This window comes from Nitrosopumilus cobalaminigenes (genome assembly GCF_013407145.1).
GTDB classification, from domain to species: Archaea; Thermoproteota; Nitrososphaeria; order Nitrososphaerales; family Nitrosopumilaceae; genus Nitrosopumilus; species Nitrosopumilus cobalaminigenes.
Window position 1 is genome coordinate 107436 of record NZ_CP026993.1, and the last position, 17119, is coordinate 124554.

At 32.6% G+C, this 17119-nt stretch carries 18 protein-coding genes and 1 other RNA gene; 6 read left to right on the forward strand and 13 right to left on the reverse strand.

Features of this window, described 5'->3' with window-relative positions; all coding sequences use genetic code 11:
• Positions 1-2 precede the first annotated feature (2 nt).
• From gatE to C5F47_RS00585, 3 genes are read right to left on the reverse strand one after another with little or no spacing between them, the layout of a single operon-like run.
• Positions 3-1913: a Glu-tRNA(Gln) amidotransferase subunit GatE gene (gatE, locus tag C5F47_RS00575; protein ID WP_179360999.1), complete on the reverse strand. Its 1911-nt coding sequence runs from the start codon at positions 1911-1913 to the stop codon at positions 3-5.
• A 12-nt stretch (positions 1914-1925) separates the two neighbouring features.
• Positions 1926-3215, reverse strand: a complete 1290-nt coding sequence (gene gatD, locus C5F47_RS00580) for a Glu-tRNA(Gln) amidotransferase subunit GatD (RefSeq protein WP_179361001.1) — start codon at positions 3213-3215, stop codon at positions 1926-1928.
• A 32-nt stretch (positions 3216-3247) separates the two neighbouring features.
• Positions 3248-5434 (reverse strand): CDC48 family AAA ATPase, encoded by a 2187-nt coding sequence (locus tag C5F47_RS00585; protein WP_179361002.1) that lies wholly within the window; start codon positions 5432-5434, stop codon positions 3248-3250.
• Positions 5435-5539: 105 nt separating this feature from the next.
• Here C5F47_RS00585 and C5F47_RS00590 point away from each other — a divergent pair, with 105 nt between their 5' ends.
• Together C5F47_RS00590 and C5F47_RS00595 are read left to right on the forward strand one after the other, a co-directional pair.
• On the forward strand, positions 5540-6274 hold the full coding sequence (locus C5F47_RS00590) for a 50S ribosomal protein L2 (RefSeq protein WP_179361004.1): 735 nt from the start codon (positions 5540-5542) through the stop codon (positions 6272-6274).
• Between the two features lie 50 nt (positions 6275-6324).
• Positions 6325-6603: an acylphosphatase gene (locus C5F47_RS00595; RefSeq protein WP_179361006.1), complete on the forward strand. Its 279-nt coding sequence runs from the start codon at positions 6325-6327 to the stop codon at positions 6601-6603.
• Here C5F47_RS00595 and C5F47_RS00600 read toward each other — a convergent pair.
• From C5F47_RS00600 to C5F47_RS00615, 4 genes are all read right to left on the reverse strand, one after another.
• The gene (locus C5F47_RS00600) at positions 6600-6932 is read right to left on the reverse strand and encodes a DUF5655 domain-containing protein (RefSeq protein ID WP_179361007.1); all 333 of its coding nucleotides are present in this window, start codon (positions 6930-6932) and stop codon (positions 6600-6602) included. The genes C5F47_RS00595 and C5F47_RS00600 overlap by 4 nt on opposite strands.
• Before the next feature lie 31 nt (positions 6933-6963).
• An RNA gene (gene ffs, locus C5F47_RS00605) (signal recognition particle sRNA) lies at positions 6964-7275 on the reverse strand.
• A 33-nt stretch (positions 7276-7308) separates the two neighbouring features.
• Positions 7309-8223, reverse strand: coding sequence for a TIGR00269 family protein (locus C5F47_RS00610; protein WP_179361009.1), 915 nt, complete (start codon positions 8221-8223; stop codon positions 7309-7311).
• Positions 8224-8266: 43 nt separating this feature from the next.
• On the reverse strand, positions 8267-9418 hold the full coding sequence (locus C5F47_RS00615) for a site-2 protease family protein (RefSeq protein WP_179361728.1): 1152 nt from the start codon (positions 9416-9418) through the stop codon (positions 8267-8269).
• 88 nt (positions 9419-9506) lie between these two features.
• Between C5F47_RS00615 and cutA the strand changes: the two genes are divergently transcribed.
• Complete coding sequence (gene cutA / locus C5F47_RS00620; protein ID WP_179361011.1) at positions 9507-9818, forward strand: divalent-cation tolerance protein CutA; 312 nt, start codon at positions 9507-9509, stop codon at positions 9816-9818.
• Here the strand turns inward: cutA and C5F47_RS00625 are convergent.
• Positions 9815-10867 (reverse strand): mRNA surveillance protein pelota, encoded by a 1053-nt coding sequence (locus C5F47_RS00625; protein ID WP_179361012.1) that lies wholly within the window; start codon positions 10865-10867, stop codon positions 9815-9817. The genes cutA and C5F47_RS00625 overlap by 4 nt on opposite strands.
• Positions 10868-10899: 32 nt before the next feature.
• Positions 10900-11316 carry a hypothetical protein gene (locus C5F47_RS00630; RefSeq protein ID WP_179361729.1) on the reverse strand — a complete coding sequence of 139 codons (417 nt, stop codon included), beginning with the start codon at positions 11314-11316 and terminating at the stop codon, positions 10900-10902.
• Between the two features lie 171 nt (positions 11317-11487).
• On the opposite strand from C5F47_RS00630, the gene C5F47_RS00635 reads away from it, so the two are divergent.
• Positions 11488-11907, forward strand: coding sequence for a secondary thiamine-phosphate synthase enzyme YjbQ (locus C5F47_RS00635; RefSeq protein WP_179361014.1), 420 nt, complete (start codon positions 11488-11490; stop codon positions 11905-11907).
• Here the strand turns inward: C5F47_RS00635 and C5F47_RS00640 are convergent, their stop codons facing one another.
• Genes C5F47_RS00640 through C5F47_RS00650 form a run of 3 tightly spaced genes read right to left on the reverse strand, consistent with a single transcriptional unit; the run spans position 11908 to position 13345 of the window.
• Positions 11908-12072 carry a hypothetical protein gene (locus tag C5F47_RS00640; protein ID WP_014964236.1) on the reverse strand — a complete coding sequence of 55 codons (165 nt, stop codon included), beginning with the start codon at positions 12070-12072 and terminating at the stop codon, positions 11908-11910. It abuts the gene before it with no gap.
• Between the two features lie 48 nt (positions 12073-12120).
• A complete protein-coding gene (locus C5F47_RS00645) occupies positions 12121-12576 on the reverse strand; it encodes a metal-dependent transcriptional regulator (protein WP_179361016.1) in 456 nt (151 codons plus the stop codon).
• Position 12577: 1 nt separating this feature from the next.
• The gene (locus C5F47_RS00650; protein ID WP_179361018.1) at positions 12578-13345 is read right to left on the reverse strand and encodes a TrmB family transcriptional regulator; all 768 of its coding nucleotides are present in this window, start codon (positions 13343-13345) and stop codon (positions 12578-12580) included.
• Between the two features lie 118 nt (positions 13346-13463).
• On the opposite strand from C5F47_RS00650, the gene tes reads away from it, so the two are divergent.
• Positions 13464-15128 (forward strand): tetraether lipid synthase Tes, encoded by a 1665-nt coding sequence (gene tes / locus C5F47_RS00655; protein WP_179361020.1) that lies wholly within the window; start codon positions 13464-13466, stop codon positions 15126-15128.
• A 50-nt stretch (positions 15129-15178) separates the two neighbouring features.
• Entirely contained in the window at positions 15179-16129 is a 951-nt protein-coding gene (locus C5F47_RS00660) for a glycosyltransferase family 4 protein (protein WP_179361021.1), read from the forward strand.
• 4 nt (positions 16130-16133) lie between these two features.
• Here C5F47_RS00660 and C5F47_RS00665 read toward each other — a convergent pair whose 3' ends face one another.
• A complete protein-coding gene (locus C5F47_RS00665) occupies positions 16134-17033 on the reverse strand; it encodes an NAD-dependent epimerase/dehydratase family protein (protein WP_179361023.1) in 900 nt (299 codons plus the stop codon).
• Positions 17034-17119: the final 86 nt, after the last annotated feature.

Below are 17119 nucleotides of genomic sequence, written 5' to 3' on the forward strand. Positions count from 1 at the left end.
ATTTATTTCAGATTTTGTATTTTCTTTTTGATATATTTTAAAAGAAGATTATTGATTATTTCACCAGAAGCTTTACCCCTTAATTCTTTCATAGCAATTCCCATTAATGGTCCCACTGCTCTTTCTTTTTGATTTTTAATGATCTCTTCATTTTTCTCTACAATTTCTTCAATGATTTTTTCTAGATCATCTTTGTTTACAGATTGAATTGATGCATTCTTCATAGCTTCTTCAATAGTTTTTGATTTTCCAGCCATTATATTTTCAAATACTATTTCAATAGATTCTTTGGCAATTTTTCCCGCTTCCAATAACTGAAATGATTTCATTATCTCTTCATTTTTTAATAAATTAGAATCTAGACCACTTCTTTCCAAATTTGTAATTGAAGAACAAAGAACTGATGCAACAAATGTTGGATTTATGTTAATCTTTTCAATAATCTTTTCAAATAATCCAATATATCGTGAATCAAAAATTTGCTCTGCAAGTTGAGGATTAATTTTGTATTTAGTTTCTAATCCTTTTATCGAATCATCCCATGATTTTGGTATGTTTTTTTCAGCTTCTAATAGTTCTTCTTTTGTAATAATTATTGGAGGTATGTCTGTTTCAGGATACATTCTTGCAGCACCTGGTCTAGGTCTGAGAAATTTTGTTTCCCCTGCTTGAGTAGCTAGTCTAGTATCTATTGGAATGCCGTGATCTTTGATATGCTCTATTCTTAAAATAATTTGATCTACAATTGTATTGATTTTTTCTTGTGGTGATGCTAGAATCAAAAATGCATCATTTTCTTTTATTTCTGAATATTTCTTTAATTCTTCCAAATCTGACTCTTCAATTCCATAATTAGGAAGTTCATCTGAATGAAACACACCACCAATTCCAAAAAATCTCACTAGTTCTGCTACTTCCCTACCTAATCTAATGCCTTCATATGGTGAAAATCCAAACATTCCAGCCATATTTTTAAAAGATATGGCAATTATTTTTTGATTTTTCTTTATTGCATTTTGAATTATTTTTGATTTACATTTTGAAAATAATTCTGTAATGTCTTTTTTATCATCTTTAGAAAAATTCCAATTACTCTCTTGAATTTTTTTTGAGATTTTTAGCAAGCCGTGTTGTCTTTTAGCTTCATATTCCACAACTTTTTCTAATTGATCTAATTGTTGTACCCCTTTCACTTCAATTACAACACCCCCTCCATCTTTAATTGAAACATTGACATCTTGCCTGATTGATCCTAAACCTCTTTTCACTTGTTTTGTACTTCTCAAAATCCTTCCTAATGACAATGCAATTTTTTTGATTTCTGTTAATTCTACTTCAAAAGGATCTGTTGCAATTTCAACTAGTGGAACACCTAAACGCTCCAATCCAAATTTCCTTATTGAACCTTCTTCACCTAAAATTTTAGCAGCATCTTCTTCAAGACAGATTGATTGAATGCCTATCTTGATGTCCCCTGCATTATAAAATCCACCTTGTGAAATTAGCATGGTACGTTGAAATCCTGTTGTATTGGAACCATCAATTACTGTTTTCCTCATAGGGTAAATTTCACTAAAAATATTTGATTTTAACGCTGAAGAAATTATTAATGTAATTTTTCTTGCATCTTCATCCAATTCATGTGGTGGTTCTTCATCTTGTTCTACTAAACAACTACTTTCATGATTTGCATAATACATTATTGTTTTAGATTTTGTACTTTCAAACAATGCTGCAGGATCAAATTCTCCTAACTCACTTTTAGATGCACGTAATTTCCTTTGAAATTTGATTGAATATTCATCTGATTCAATAGGCATACAATTACAGAATAATTTTTTATTTGTTGCAAGCTGTTGGTGAATTTCTAAACCTACTTTGACGCCTACATTATTAATTGAAAATTCTTCCATATTGATTCCCACTTATTTTGAAAATTCACATGCAATTCTATTAAGCATAATTTCTTTAATCTCATCATGATTTTCAGTATTCCCAGTAACCCACATGGCTTTTACCAATGCAATTTCAGGTATCATGTTTTCTAGGGGGATTATGCCTAAATCAAGTAAATCTCTACCACTTTCATAAACTGTCATTCTAACTCTGCCATCTATACACTGTGAAGTCATTCCCATAAAGATGCCTTTTTCATTTGCCATTTTTACCATTGAATACATGTTTTCTCCAATGTGTCCGAGACCTGTCCCTTCAAAAATTATTGCTTTATAGTTTGAATCTATAATGTGTTTTAACAAAGATGGATCATATCCTGGATGATATTTTACTAATGCAACTTTTTCATTAATTTTTATTTTAGGTTCAAATTTTTTGTCTGTAAAAAAATCTGTTTTCATATTATTATGAATTTCATTATTTACAATTAAAAATGCAGGATCATCTCCAACTGTTTGAAAAGCTCCTCTTTTACTTGTGTGATTTTTCCTTACTCTAGTGCCTATATGACATGCAATCGTTTCATCGTTTTCATCTTGATGCATTGCTATGAAAATACCATTTGTTTTACATTCCGTTAAAAATTTTGTAGCTCCAATTAGATTCAGCGCTGCATCTGATGATGCACGATCTGAAGATCTTTGTGAACCTACTAACACAATTGGGATCGGAAATCCAGCTAATGAAAAAGAAAGATATGATGATGTATAATGCATAGTATCTGTACCATGAGCAATAATAATTCCTGAATACTCTGATTTAGAATATTGATTAATCTCTTCAGCAATTTTTAACCAATGCATAGGCATAATATTTTCTGAATATTCAGAAAACAAAACTTTTGCATCTATGTTTGCAATTTTTGCAAGTTCAGGAACGGAAGAATTCAATTCTTCAGCAGTTAATACTGGTGTAACAGCACCTGTTCTATAATCAATTTTACTAGCTATTGTACCTCCCGTTGATAATAATAGAATATTTGGTAGATGTTCATTTTTTTCTACCTTTTCATTTTTCTCTACAATTTTTTCTGTAGATGGATTTTTCTCTACTTTTTCAATCTTGGAAATCTCCAAACCAATATTGTATCCACTCTTTAATTTCAGAACAATGTGTTTGTCATCACTGTGTTCATATCTTGGCATAATTATGCCTGAATAAGTAATATCAGCTAAAATTTTTACTGAATCTCCAATTGAAATATTATTTGTTTTAAGAAATTCTAAAGAGTTTCCATCATATCCAGTATATTCTGACATTTATGAGGATTAGATTTGTTATTTTATTAAAACTACCTGTAATAGGAAGCAACTAGTTTTTCGCCCATCTTGAGGTCTTTTTGTTCTCTTACTTTCTTTACTGCTTCCTCAAAGTGTTTCATAGTTACTTTAGCATCAACATCCTTTTTCTCGATATCCTTTACATCTGGATTTTTATCTAAAAATTCGTGAATTACTAAAGATACTGCAGTATTTGCAATAGATGCTGTATCTGCTCCACTAAGTCCATCAGTTAGTTCTGATAGCTTCTCGAAGTCTACATGTGTAGGATCACTTTCATCACTAATGGTTGGAATCTTTTCAGCGTTAATTTTCAAGATACTCTTTCTACTTTCTTTGTCTGGAAGTGGAATCTGAATAATTTTATCAAATCTTCCTGGTCTTAATAATGCAGGATCAATCATATCTGCTCTGTTTGTTGCTGCTAATACTATGACACCGTGCATATTCTCCATACCATCCAATTCTGTTAATAATTGACTTACAACTCTTTCAGTAACTGCTGTTTCTCCACCAGCTCCTCTAATTGGAGCAATAGAATCAATTTCATCAAAGAATACAACACATGGTGCGGACTGTCGTGCACGTTTGAAAATTTCTCTAATTCCTCGTTCTGATTCTCCCACCCATTTTGATAATAGTTCAGGGCCTCTTACAGAAACAAAGTTTGCTTCACTTTGAGTGGCAACAGCTTTTGCAAGTAGAGTTTTACCAGTACCACTTGGACCATGTAGTAATATTCCTCTTGGCATGCTGTGTCCTAGTTTATCGTATAGACCTGGATATTTCATAGGCCATTCTACAGCTTCTTGTAATTCTCGTTTAACATCTTCTAATCCTCCAACATCATCCCATTTTACATCTGGATTTTCAATGAAAACTTCTCGCATACCTGATGGTGTTACTTCAATCAAGGCTTTCTGGAAGTCTTCATGATTTACAATTAATTTATCTAAAGTTTCAGGAGGTAATTTCTCTTCTTCTAAATTCAAAACTGGTAATAGTCTCCTCAAGCATTTCATTGCAGCTTCTTTACAGAGATATTCTAAATCTGCGCCAACATATCCATGACTGACTGCTGATATTTTTTCCATGTTTACATCTTCTGATAATGGCATATTTCTACTGTGAATTGCAAGAATGTCTTTTCTTCCTTTTTTATCTGGAACTTTAATCTCTATTTCTCTATCAAATCTTCCTGGTCTTCTAAGTGCAGGATCAATTGCATTAGGTCTATTTGTTGCAGAAATTACAATTACTTTACCTCTTGCTTCCAATCCATCCATTAATGATAACATTTGAGAAACAACTCTTCTTTCAACTTCTCCTGTAACTTCCTCTCTTTTTGGAGCAATAGAATCAATTTCATCTACAAAGATTATTGATGGTGCTTTCTCTCTTGCCTCTTTGAAAATTTCTCTTAATCTTGCTTCACTTTCACCGTAGAACTTACTCATAATCTCTGGACCTGAAATACTGATAAAATGTGCATTACTTTCATTTGCAACAGCTTTTGCAAGTAGAGTTTTACCAGTACCTGGTGGACCGTATAACAAAACACCTTTTGGAGCTTCAATTCCTAATTTTTCAAAAATTTCTGGATGTCTTAATGGAAGTTCAATCATCTCTCTTACTTTTTTAATTTCATTTGAAATTCCACCAATGTCTTCATAGGTTACTTGTGGAACTCCACGTAATGTTTCACCCTTCTCTGCAATATGGAAAACAGTTTTTTGAGTAACTAATACTGCATCAGCTGCTGGATTTACTCCAATTACTTGAAAAGTTAAACGTCCACCAAAGTATGGAACCATTACATTATCACCTTTGATCAAAGGCACACTTTCTAAAGCATCTGCAAGATATCTTTCATCAATTGGTGGAATTGCTTCTAATGGAGCAACCACTACTTTTTCTGCAGCCACTGCTTTTATTTTTCTAACTGAAATTGTATCGCCTATTGCAATTCCTGAATTATTTCGTCCAAGTCCGTCAATTCTGATTATTCCCTTTCCTTCATCTGAAGGATAGAGTGGAAGACATTTTGCTACTGTTCTTCTTTTACCTTTAATTTCAATAACATCTCCTGTAGATGCATTTAGTGTATCCATAGAGTCATAATCGATTCTTGCTACTCCTCTCCCAACATCTCTTGTATATGCTTCAAGAACTTTGAGAGATAATGCATTTTGACTCATACTCATTGGCCTCAATTCTAATTTTTATACCTTTGTGGTAATTTCAATAACTTACAGCATGACTACCACAAGCTTAAAATTCTCTTTAGGTCGGAAATCAACAACTTGGGTAAGAGACCATTAGTACGAAGACGAGGCCGTGGAGGCAATCAATTTAGATCTACATCTACTGGTAAAGTAGGCAAAAAAGCCAATTATCCGCGTTTTCCACTATCTGAGCAACATACAGGAGAAATTATAGATCTTGTACACGAACGTGGTAGAGAAGCTCCATTATCTAAAATTAGATTTGAAGATGGTTCTGTTTCATTTGTACCTGCAGTTTTAGGAACTTCAGTTGGTACTACTTTACAATTTGGATTAAAATCAACAATTGAAAAAGGAAATGTCATTAGTGTTCAAAACATTCCTGATGGTACAATTGTATGTAATATTGAAAAGCACTTTGGAGATGGTGGTGCTATTGTCAAGTCTGCAGGTACTGATGCAACTATTTTCTCCCATGGAGATGATGGTGTTACAGTTAAACTCCCTTCTGGTAAATTTGCAACTTTAAATCCAAAAAATAGAGCCATGATTGGTACTCTTGCTGGCGGTGGTGCTACTGAACGACATTTTATGAGTGCAGGTAACAAATGGCGTAGTTTCAAAGCTAAAGGAAAGAAATATCCAATTGTTAGAGGTGTTGCTCAAGCAGCATATGTACACCCACACGGTGGTGGTCGTCATCAACACGTTGGACAAAGTTCTACTGTTTCACGAGATGCTCCTCCAGGTGCTAAAGTAGGTAGTATTGCTGCAAGAAAGACTGGTAGAGCTAGAATTAAAGAAAGAAAGTAGTTTTTACTTTAACCTAAAATTGATTAATAGCTCAATGAAATATTGTTGTAGTGTCGGATCAACGTGTTAGACTTTTTGTAACTGGGAAGGTACAGGGTGTTTTTTTCCGTCAAACACTAAAAGTTATGGCAAAGAAAAATGATGTTTTTGGTTGGGTAAAAAATCTCAAGGATGGTAGAGTTGAAGCTGTTTTAGAAGGAGATGAGGAGAAAATTAGCAGACTAATTGAATGGGCCCATGGAGGTCCAGCCAATGCAAGAGTTGAAGATGTGGAGATTCGTAATGAAAAATTTTCTGGAGAATTCTCAAAATTTGATGTATTATACTAGTGAATTTCCTCAAATGCATTTTTTATGATTTGAGTAAATTCTGAAATTTCTTGATCCTTTTTAATCTGAATTATTTGAATAGGATCTTTTCTGCTTTTTTGAATTTTTATAATCACTCCCTCTCTATCGGGTTCTACATCTACAAACCATCTGAATGTCATTGATTTACAAAAAACTACTCTATGCATTCTAACATCTTCTATCACTTTGTCTCCTAATGAGAAGCAAAATTCTCTAATCGAATCAAATAACGGTAATACCGAACCTGGAATTTGTTTCTTAAAGTCTTCATAATTTCTTTTATTTCCAAATGAAATCTTTCCTTCCATGAGGTTGAAAATTTGATTTTAATTATAAAGGTAGTAGATCTGCTGGCTCCAGTCTAGACGAATAGCCCCATTTCAAGGCGTACAAGATCCGCCACGTTGACGAGGAAGCGTGGATGCTCCACCTTAGGATTGCTCCCTCCCGGACCTCATCCCTTTCGATGGTTCGGTCTTAGAAGTTATCCCTTCGGATATTTCTAGTCCTGCAACCACCCGCCTCGGCGTGATTTCATTTCCGCACACCAAGCGGGAATTACCCTTCTAGAGATTTACCCAACAGTTGCTGATCTCTGCATATAGCCGGTTTCAGAATAGGGCACGGCTGGCACCCTGATCCTACCTACTACCATTTTTCCTAAGAAAGTATGTTATATTTGCATTAGGTTTGATTTTCTTTTAGTTTTAAAACTACACTACACACTGAGCATACATTTCCTGTACAATCATTTCCGCATTTTTCACATTTTGTTTTTTCTTTAGTGTTTGAATTCTTTACAACTTGTGACACTTTGAGAATTGATTGATACAAGTTATTTTTAATTCCACTATGTTGATTTTCTAATGAATTCAAAAATTCACGAATTTCTGTTCGAATTCCTTCACTCATGTGAGGACATGGTTCTGATTGAAATGGCATATCATTTGTAAATGCATAAAAAACTATTTCAGATTCATAAATCTCACAAAACGGTTTTATTTTTCTTAAAGAATTTGCAGAAGTATCCGGATCCATCCAACCAATCTTTGTTGTATCACCTGAAAGCATGTTTATCACAAATGTTTGTAACGTATCGTCTAAATTATGCCCTGTTGCAATTACATTAGCACCAATATCATTAGCGGCATAATCTATTGCTCTTCTTCTTAATGTTCCACAAATTGAACATGATGAAGTTTTTTCACTTTCTCGTAAATCTAATGCTTCATCAAGTGTTAATTCAAAAAGATCTTTGTAAGAATATACTTTATGTTCTACATTAAGATCTTTACAAAACTTTTCAACAATTTCTAATGCCTCATTTCTATATCCTGGAATTCCTTCATCAATTGTGATTGCTATTATTTTAAAACTATGAGTTAATGCCATTTCATTAATAATTTTTAATAATGCCAGAGAATCTTTTCCTCCGGAAACTGCAACAGCTACTAATTCATTATGCTTAATCATATTATATTTTGAAATAGTTTTTGCAGTTTTTCTTACAATAGATCTTGAAAAACACTGTGAACATAGCTTTTCACCTGAATATTTTCTAGTATATGCTGCAGGATTTTCACATCTGTCACAATTCATGAAATTATCTTGTTTTTTTCATTAATGATTCTTTAGGTATTTTCTAGATTGTAAACCAGCCAGATTTCAAATATGATAAGGCAATGTTGAGGCCAAATAGTACAAATGTGAATGCATAGATTCCCCACATTGCAATATTGACTGACTTGTCTGAAATTCTCTTATCAATTATTGTATGAATGAATTTACCTCCATCCAAAATCGGTAAAGGAAGCATGTTGATAATACCGATGAAAAATGAGATCATCCAAAGCCATAACAAGAACATTGAAAGATTTGGATCATTCCATTCAATGAAATTCATTACAGGTTTGTAAGCAAATGTGTTGTCTCTCATAATTCCAATTAATCCTCTTTCAGGATCTTCTGGTGCAGGCATAATCTCTACACCAAAATTCAATGGTTGACCATCTCTAATTACAGAAACACTTGCGGTATCTCCTGGACTCAGAGCTGGAAAGTCAACTGGACTCAATATCGGTATATCATTAATTGATGTGATGATGTCATTAGCAAGTAATCCTGCTTGTTCTGCACCAGAGTTTTCAATAATTGAAAGGATCAATACTCCATCTGGAAGTTCATAAAATGCACTTAGGAGTGGCTCAGGTAAAACCATTGCAAAAAATGGATTTGTTAACAAAATAGCACCTAAAACAAATGCAAATAAAACATTTGATGTAGCACCTGCACCAATTACTCTTAATTTTGATATCTTTTTAGCTTTTTCAAATTCCTCTTCATCTGGTTCAACAAATCCTGCAAACATTGCAATGAATATTGCAAAACCACCTGTTTTGATTTTGATTTTTTCTAAGGCAGCTACTATACCATGTGCTCCTTCATGAATAACTAGTACGATAGGAATTGACAGTAAAAAGTATGTAATTGATGATGCTGATGTTAATGTGACTCCTGGAATTAGTACAGTCAATTCTGAGAATTCTGATTGTGCTACAAAAAAGTTTGAAACATTGTTTAACAAAAACCAAAATGCAAAGGCCATCATAATAAAACCTGCAATTACACTTGTATCTGCAAATACTCTAATGCCTCTTCTAGTTCGACTTAACAATTTTAAGAGAACTTCATTTACTCCCTTGTTTTTGTATACTAGACTGTATGCTTTAATTTCAAAACCATATTTCTCAAATTTGAGAGCTTTTGCAACAACTACAATAACCACCCAAGCCATCAAGACATAGATTATCGAATTTTGAGTAATAAAATCAAGTTCCAAACTAATTGTTAATTTTTTAAGGTACGGACATTTATCGTTTACTATGAAACCAGTAATAATTATCTCAACATATCCTAATAAAAAATCAATTTCAAAAATTGCAAATGAACTTGTAAAAAATAAAACAGTAGCATGTGTCAATATTTCTAAAATTTCTTCAATTTACTCTTGGAAAGGAAAAATTGAAAATTCTTCTGAATATCTTGCCATTTTCAAAACCATTAACAAAAATAAGACAAAGTTGAAAAAGAAAATCAAAGAAACTCATCCTTATGATGTTCCTGAAATAGCTGAAATTGACGTCACCTCTATTGATAAATCATATCTGAAATGGTTAGTAGAATCTACAAACTAAGATTCTATAGCATATCGTAACAAAGAAACTATTCCACCCAGCCCTGATACTCTAAGTCCAATATCTGTAGATGAATCGACACTGTAAATCTTGACTCCCTTTGTTTCAGCATCATTTAGAAAATCCATTACTCCTTGTTCATCATTTTCTTGAATTACTTTATCAGAAAATACCATTGATTCAACTGCTCCCATTTGATTGGCATTGATTGTTTCATTATATCCCATAGTGAATTTCCTGCTTGTTTTATTTGCTAAAATCATTACTTGATCTATTATTGATGAGGCTTTGGCTAATTTACTATCTGACATTATTTCTTGCATTGATTGAGATTTTGTAAATGTGTAAATTCCATCTTCTCCTCCAGAATCAATTCCATCTACAACTTGAATTTTATATTTTTGAAGTTTTTGTGATTTCTCTATGAAATTTGCAAACCTTTTCTTTGTTTCACCTGGACCAAAAATCACTATAGTGTCTCCTTCTTTGAAAATAGTTGATACTGCTTGTTGAACTTGTTCAAAGAATTTCTCAATCTTGAAATTTGTTTTGTATCTTTTTCCACCAGAACCCGAATAGATATTTGGCATAAATTCTAAATGTGTACCTCTTAGTCTTGCAATTCCACTATCACTAGTATCAATTGCAACTAGTACAAAACTAACTTGATTATTACTTGATTCTAAAAGTTTTTTTTCAATTGGCAACCATTTTTTCTTTGAAATAGTAATTCCATCATTTAATTTTAAAATAAAAGAATGATGGGAACCATGTGGAACTGATTCATTACTTGATTCAGAAATTGTGCCTCCTACTCTTAATCTATCTAGAACATCATCAAGTGAAATTTTTTCAACTGTTAATGCAATTCTAACTTTGATTCGTTCTCCTTTGTCTGGTCTTGAATAATCTTTATCTTGTTTTAGAACTCTTGTAGTATCTCCAATCACTTTATCATTCTCTTTGATAATTCGACGTAAATTCAAAAGATCTTCAGAATCTTCTGGTATGACCGAGATTGAATTTTCATCTATTTCTTTTGTAATCATAATGTTATTCTATTTAACAAAAAGAAAATAGTTTAACTTGTTGGTTCTTCTGTTTTAGTTTCTTCAGATTTCTTTTTTAGATAATTTTCAACCCATTCTATAGTAAGAACCCCTGATTCAGACAGATTTGTAAGAGAATTAGCTGATGCGTCTCCAGAAACTTTACCGTTGTTTCTTTTAATCTGTCTCCACTTCAAAGATGTATTTCCACTTTTTGAATTATAGATTATTCCTAAAACATCTTTTGCATTAACAAACGTAATATCTCTAATTTTTTTTAGTGTAACCTTATCTGCTGCCTCAACATAAATGGCTCCTAGACTATCTTCTCTTTCTGCAAAAACCTCTGAATCTTCCAAATATGCTCTTGGAGCATAAGACATGCAAGTACTAGTAATTACAAATCTTCTAAAACTTTCCAATGAGGCTGGAGTGTCTATTGTAACCATTTGGAATGATTGAACTATTTGCCATTTATCAAGCTTCTTGAAAGATTCAATAGGAATTTGCTTGAAATATGGCTTGCAGACCATGATGTACCTATCCCTCTGATCAATGATGAGGATCTTGAGTTCTGAGCCTGCATTAGGATTTTAATTAATGATGATTGATAGAAAAACATGAAATCTTTAACTGAATATTTGACTTTTGAAGTAAAGACTAGACGAGCATTTGTAAACATTACATCTGATGTAAGAAAATTAGTAACAAAAAGTAAAATCCAAGAAGGACTTTGTCTTGTAAATGCAATGCATATCACTGCAAGTATTTTCATAAATGATAATGAAGGTGGATTGCTTCATGATTATGAAAAATGGTTAGAAGAATTGGCTCCACATGCACCAACGACACACTATGATCATAACAATACAGGTGAGGATAATGCAGATGCCCATCTAAAACGACAAATAATGGGAAGAGAAGTTGTAGTTGCAATAACTAATGGCGAATTAGATTTTGGACCATGGGAAGAAATTTTCTATGGAGAATTTGATGGAAAACGACCAAAAAGAGTTTTAGTTAAAATTATTGGCGAGTAATTATCCGAAGTCTGCATCACGTTTTTGACTTTGTGATTCATTCTTTCTTGCAGCATCTCTGAATTCATCATTATGATTTTGAGGCCCATGTCCACATTTTACACATGCAATTTTGAATCCATCCTCATTTTTTTCATAAGTTTCGCAGCCACAGAAACATGCCATGATTGAATATAATTTCTAAGATGATATATCTTTTGGGTTGAGTTCAACTTATGTTGATTTACAACATTCGCCCATTGGAATTTCATGATCATGTGGACATTTTCTTGGATGTTTTAGCATTACACAAAGTGCATCTGTAAATTGTTTGTTCATGTGATGTTCAATTCCACAAACCATTTCCTCATCAATTTCTACCTTGAGTGCACTATCCATTAGAACCTCCAATAATCTACTATTTCTCATCATACTTGCTCCTATTCTCTCACCATCTTCAGTAAGTCTTACTCCTGCTTTATTGTAATTTACAAGATTTTTCAAATTTAATTTCTTTAGCATCTGAACTACACTTGGTTGTCTAACATTGAGCATTTTTGCAATGGTGCTAATTTTTACATCTTCCCCCCTTTCTTTAATATGCCAAATTGCTTTGAGATACATCTCTACATGTTCAGCTTCTGCAGTACCTACAAAGAGAGTCTCTTGATCATCATTTAATGCGTCCATACTACACCTTCTTGGAATCTTTTAATAAATATTCAAAGTATTGACGTGCAAATCCTGCCAATCCCGCATGATCTGCCCAAATTGCTACAACTTCAGAAGAATTTACGCCTCCAATTTCAGGCCCTAGTAGAATTACTACGTATCTTTTATCAGAAATTATTCCACCTCCAAACAATCCTTTCTTGATTGTTACAGTGGCAACTCTTTTGATTGCCTTGATTGATTCTTTATCCATTTTGTCTGATGTAAGAATTGTAATATCTACTCCCTTATCATGAAGTGATCTTAGTTTTGGTAATGCTTGCTTAACAAGATCTACTCCAGCTTCGGGCAATGCAATCATTACTTCATTTCTACATGTCTCTACCATTTCTAAAATTTTAGCTGCAATGTTTGCTGCACCAGATAATACCCATATGTCCGGCCTTTCACTTGTTCCACTTTTTTCATACAAAGGAACTAATTCATTTAAAATTACATTTTGATTCTGCGAAAAATCAGTTTCCATTTTTTGTTTTGTAGTTTCAAGACCTGTTGAAGGTGATTTTGCAAAATATTTTGTTGGCCTTGAATCATCTGAACCAATCCACCCTTTTTCTTCTAGAGTTCCTAAAACTTCATAAATTTTTGAGTAAGGAACTCCTGATTTCTGACTGAGATCTGATGCTGTTAATTCTCCTGACTTTAACAAAGCTGAAAACGTTCTAATTTCGTAACTGGTAAGACCAATTTTCTCTAATGCTTTTCTTGTTTTATCGGAAATGCTCATCTGCGATCTAATCGATCAGTTTTGATATTTAAATCAGGTATGCCTACCTCCTAAATTCCACACGGGGGCTAGTAGGAAATGGATTATATACCATCTTTGAAAAATCTTCAATATAGGTATGGCATTAATTCAGATATCCAATCAATCAACTAAAAATTTAGGTAAAAAATCTACAATTAGATTCACTCAAAGTATCTGTCCAGACTGTAACATGATTTTGGATGCTGAGGTCTTTGAGCGAGATAATCAAGTGTTTATGTCAAAAGTTTGTCCAACTCACGGTGAATGTGAGGAATTATACTTTGGTTCTTATGAAATGTACAAGAAATTCAGTACATACTGGATGGATGGTAAAGGTGCTCATTCTCCAAATGTAATGATTGACAAATGTTCATGTCCAAACAACTGTGGATTGTGCTCAAATCACTTGTCTCATAGTGGATTAGCAAACATGATTGTAACTAACAGATGTGATTTAACATGCTGGTATTGTTTCTTTTATGTAAAGAAAGGCCTTGAAGGTGCTTACATGTATGAACCAGATCATACACAAGTTAGAGGAATGATGAAAACTCTCAGAGCTGAGAGACCAATTCCAGGAAACTCTATGCAAATTACTGGTGGTGAACCAATGCTTAGAGAAGATATTGCTGATGTTATCAAAATTATGAAAGAAGAAGGTGTTGACCATATTCAAATGAATACAAATGGTATCCGACACGCAATGGATCCAGAAGCTGCAAGAGAAGTAAGACTTGCTGGATGTAACAACTTGTATCTTTCCTTTGACGGTGTAACTGCAAGAACAAATCCAAAGAATCACTGGGAAATCCCATATGCACTTGACAGTTGCAGAAAAACAGGTACTACTGTAGTATTTGTCCCAACAGTAATCAAATCAATTAATGACCACGAACTAGGTGGAATTATCAGATATGCTCAAAAGAATATGGATGTAGTTCATGCTGTAAACTTCCAACCAGTATCATTAACTGGAAGAATGGGTAAATCTGAACGTGAAAAATATAGAATCACAGTTCCTGATTGTGTTCAAAGAATTGAAGAACAAACTAATGGTGAAGTAACTGTTGATGATTGGTTCCCAGTCCCAAGTTGTATGCCACTAACTAATGTAATTGAAGCATTCTCAAGCAAACCAAAATACGAATTATCCATTCACTTTGCTTGTGGTGCAGGGACATACATTTTTGAAGATGCAGACACAAAGAAGTTTGTTCCATTAACAAAATTCTGTGACATTCAAGGAATGTTAGAATTATTTGAAGATAAAGCAGAAGAAATTCGTTCTGGTAAAAACAAGTACTTTACAATGCTTGAAGTTGTTAGAAAACTCAAAGGCTTTGTTGATACAAAGAAACAACCAGCAGGGTTAGATTTAGCAAAGATGTTTGGTAATATTCTAATGAAGAGATCATTTGATTCAGTTGGTTCATGGCACGTCAAAGGATTATTCCTTGGTATGATGCACTTTCAAGACAAGTACAATGAAGACCTTGAAAGATTACAAAGATGTGATATTCACTATGTAACTCCAGACCTTAGAATAGTTCCATTCTGTGCATTTAATGTAATTCCAGAATGGTATAGAGATAGAATTCAAAAGAAATACTCTATCACTGTAGAGGAATGGGAAGAAAGAGAAGGTGTTAAACTTGAAGATGGTCTTTACAGAGGTCTTATGAGACGTGGAGCAGGTGATGAACTTGCTGCTGGCTGTGCAAAGAGTCAGATGTTCCATGATGCTGCTCAAGCAACAATGTAATAGAATTTTTTAATCCAAGACCTTAAAAAGTCTGCAACTAATTTTATTTTGTGAAATTTCTTTTTATTTCGCCTAGATATTCTGGTGGAATTGGTGGACATGCTGCAATGCTTGCACACCAATTAGAAAATTTTGGGCATAGTGTTACAAAAATGGAAACACCTCACATTCCAATTAAAAATCTAAAAAATCCAAGTTTTGCAATTTTAGGTGCATTAAAAGGAATAATGAATAGACAAAATTATGATATAGTTCATGCATTCAATATACCATCGGGATTTGCAATGCATTATTCAAAGGGACAGAAAAAAATTCTATCTGCCCATGGAGTTTACAGTGACCAAGTAAAAGTATTGCATTCATCAACAACTAGTAAAATTGCAACTAGTGCAGAATCAAGAGTTTTCAAATGGGCTGATAAATTAACTACTGATTCACAAATAACTAAGAAAGAATACAAAAAAAAATTCAACCTTGATTTAGAATATCTGCCATCTCCAATAGATACTGAAATGTTTAAAAAAATTCCAGAAGTTAAAAAAATTACAAATCAAGTTGCATATGTAGGTCGAGATAGTTTTGAAAAAGGAATTGATATACTAAAAAGTATAGAATCAAAAATAAATGGAAATGTGGTATATTGTGTAGACAAACCTTGGGATGAAACTATGAAAATTCTTAAATCTTCAAGACTACTAGTAGTTCCTTCTAGAATGGAAAGTCTTCCAACTGTTATAAAAGAAGCATTTTATCTAAAAATACCCGTCATTGCATCTTCTGTAGGTGGAATTCCAGAATTAGTTACACATAATGAGACTGGAATATTAACAGAATCTGAAAATCCTCAATTATTACTAAAAAATATTAATGAATTATTGATTGATGAATCACTTCAACAAAAATTATCATCTAATGCATATGATTTTGTAATCAAACATTTTACTTGGAAAAAAATCCTTCCAAAATATCTTAATTTTTATGAAAACTTATTAAAAAATTGAACATTTAATTAAAAAATATTTTTAATCCTTCTTCTAAACCTATTTTTGCTTTCCAATTTAATTTCTTATTTGTATTTGTAAGATCTGCTAAACTGTTTTTCACATCTCCTTCTAATGCATCGATATGAATTATTTTTAGATCTTGATTTGAAATTGTAATTAAAATTTCTGCCAAATGATTAATTGAAGTTGGAACATTTGTTCCTATATTATAAAATCCAAAATTCACATCTGAATCCATTGCAAGTATATTTGCATATGCAACATCTTCTACATGAACAAAATCTCTAATTTGTTCACCATCTCCAAAAATTTTCAGTGATTCATTATTTTTTATATTATGTAGGAATTTTGTAATTACTCCTGCATATGAAATAGTTTGGCCTTTTCCATAAATATTGAAATATCTTAATCCAATAACTTTGACATCCAGTTCTGCATATTTTTCAGCTAATAATTCTGATTGGTATTTTGTATCTCCATAAGGATTAATTGGTTTTCTTGGAGAATCTTCTTTGATTGGAATTGTTTCAGTGTCTCCATAAACACTTGAACTACTTGCAAAAACAACTTTGATTTCAAATTCTTTGGCGATTTTTAGAATATTTTCAGTTCCCACTAGATTTACATCAAAATATTCATCTCTTTTAGTGAATGACTCTTGAACTACTGTTAGAGCTGCTTCATGAAAAATACCGTCAACATTTTTACAAATTTCTCTTAATTTATCAAAATTGCGAATATCAATCTCATGAAATTCAATCTTATCTAGAATATCCTCAAGATTGCTCTTTCTCCCAGAATGTAAGTTATCAATCACTTTAACAGAATGATTATTTTTAATTAATTGACGTACGATATTATTCCCAATAAAACCTGCCCCTCCAGTTACTACATATTCCATTCTTGATGTGTGAAATATGACATCTTTAAGTTTTGAGCAAAATTGAATCAAAAACCTAAATAAAGAATAACAAAATCTTAACATAA

Bases quoted from the DNA above. Each gene is read 5' to 3' on its own strand.
- C5F47_RS00645 (WP_179361016.1), bottom strand. From the start codon at position 12,576: ATGGACGCATTAAATGATGATCAAGAGACTCTCTTTGTAGGTACTGCA.
- C5F47_RS00615 (WP_179361728.1), bottom strand. From the start codon at position 9,418: ATGGCTTGGGTGGTTATTGTAGTTGTTGCAAAAGCTCTCAAATTTGAG.
- C5F47_RS00600 (WP_179361007.1), bottom strand. From the start codon at position 6,932: ATGGAAGGAAAGATTTCATTTGGAAATAAAAGAAATTATGAAGACTTT.
- tes (WP_179361020.1), top strand. From the start codon at position 13,464: ATGGCATTAATTCAGATATCCAATCAATCAACTAAAAATTTAGGTAAA.
- C5F47_RS00610 (WP_179361009.1), bottom strand. From the start codon at position 8,223: ATGAATTGTGACAGATGTGAAAATCCTGCAGCATATACTAGAAAATAT.
- gatE (WP_179360999.1), bottom strand. From the start codon at position 1,913: ATGGAAGAATTTTCAATTAATAATGTAGGCGTCAAAGTAGGTTTAGAA.
- C5F47_RS00665 (WP_179361023.1), bottom strand. From the start codon at position 17,033: ATGGAATATGTAGTAACTGGAGGGGCAGGTTTTATTGGGAATAATATC.
- cutA (WP_179361011.1), top strand. From the start codon at position 9,507: ATGAAACCAGTAATAATTATCTCAACATATCCTAATAAAAAATCAATT.
- gatD (WP_179361001.1), bottom strand. From the start codon at position 3,215: ATGTCAGAATATACTGGATATGATGGAAACTCTTTAGAATTTCTTAAA.
- C5F47_RS00650 (WP_179361018.1), bottom strand. From the start codon at position 13,345: ATGAGCATTTCCGATAAAACAAGAAAAGCATTAGAGAAAATTGGTCTT.
- C5F47_RS00635 (WP_179361014.1), top strand. From the start codon at position 11,488: ATGAAATCTTTAACTGAATATTTGACTTTTGAAGTAAAGACTAGACGA.
- C5F47_RS00625 (WP_179361012.1), bottom strand. From the start codon at position 10,867: ATGATTACAAAAGAAATAGATGAAAATTCAATCTCGGTCATACCAGAA.
- C5F47_RS00630 (WP_179361729.1), bottom strand. From the start codon at position 11,316: ATGGTTACAATAGACACTCCAGCCTCATTGGAAAGTTTTAGAAGATTT.
- C5F47_RS00640 (WP_014964236.1), bottom strand. From the start codon at position 12,072: ATGGCATGTTTCTGTGGCTGCGAAACTTATGAAAAAAATGAGGATGGA.
- C5F47_RS00585 (WP_179361002.1), bottom strand. From the start codon at position 5,434: ATGAGTCAAAATGCATTATCTCTCAAAGTTCTTGAAGCATATACAAGA.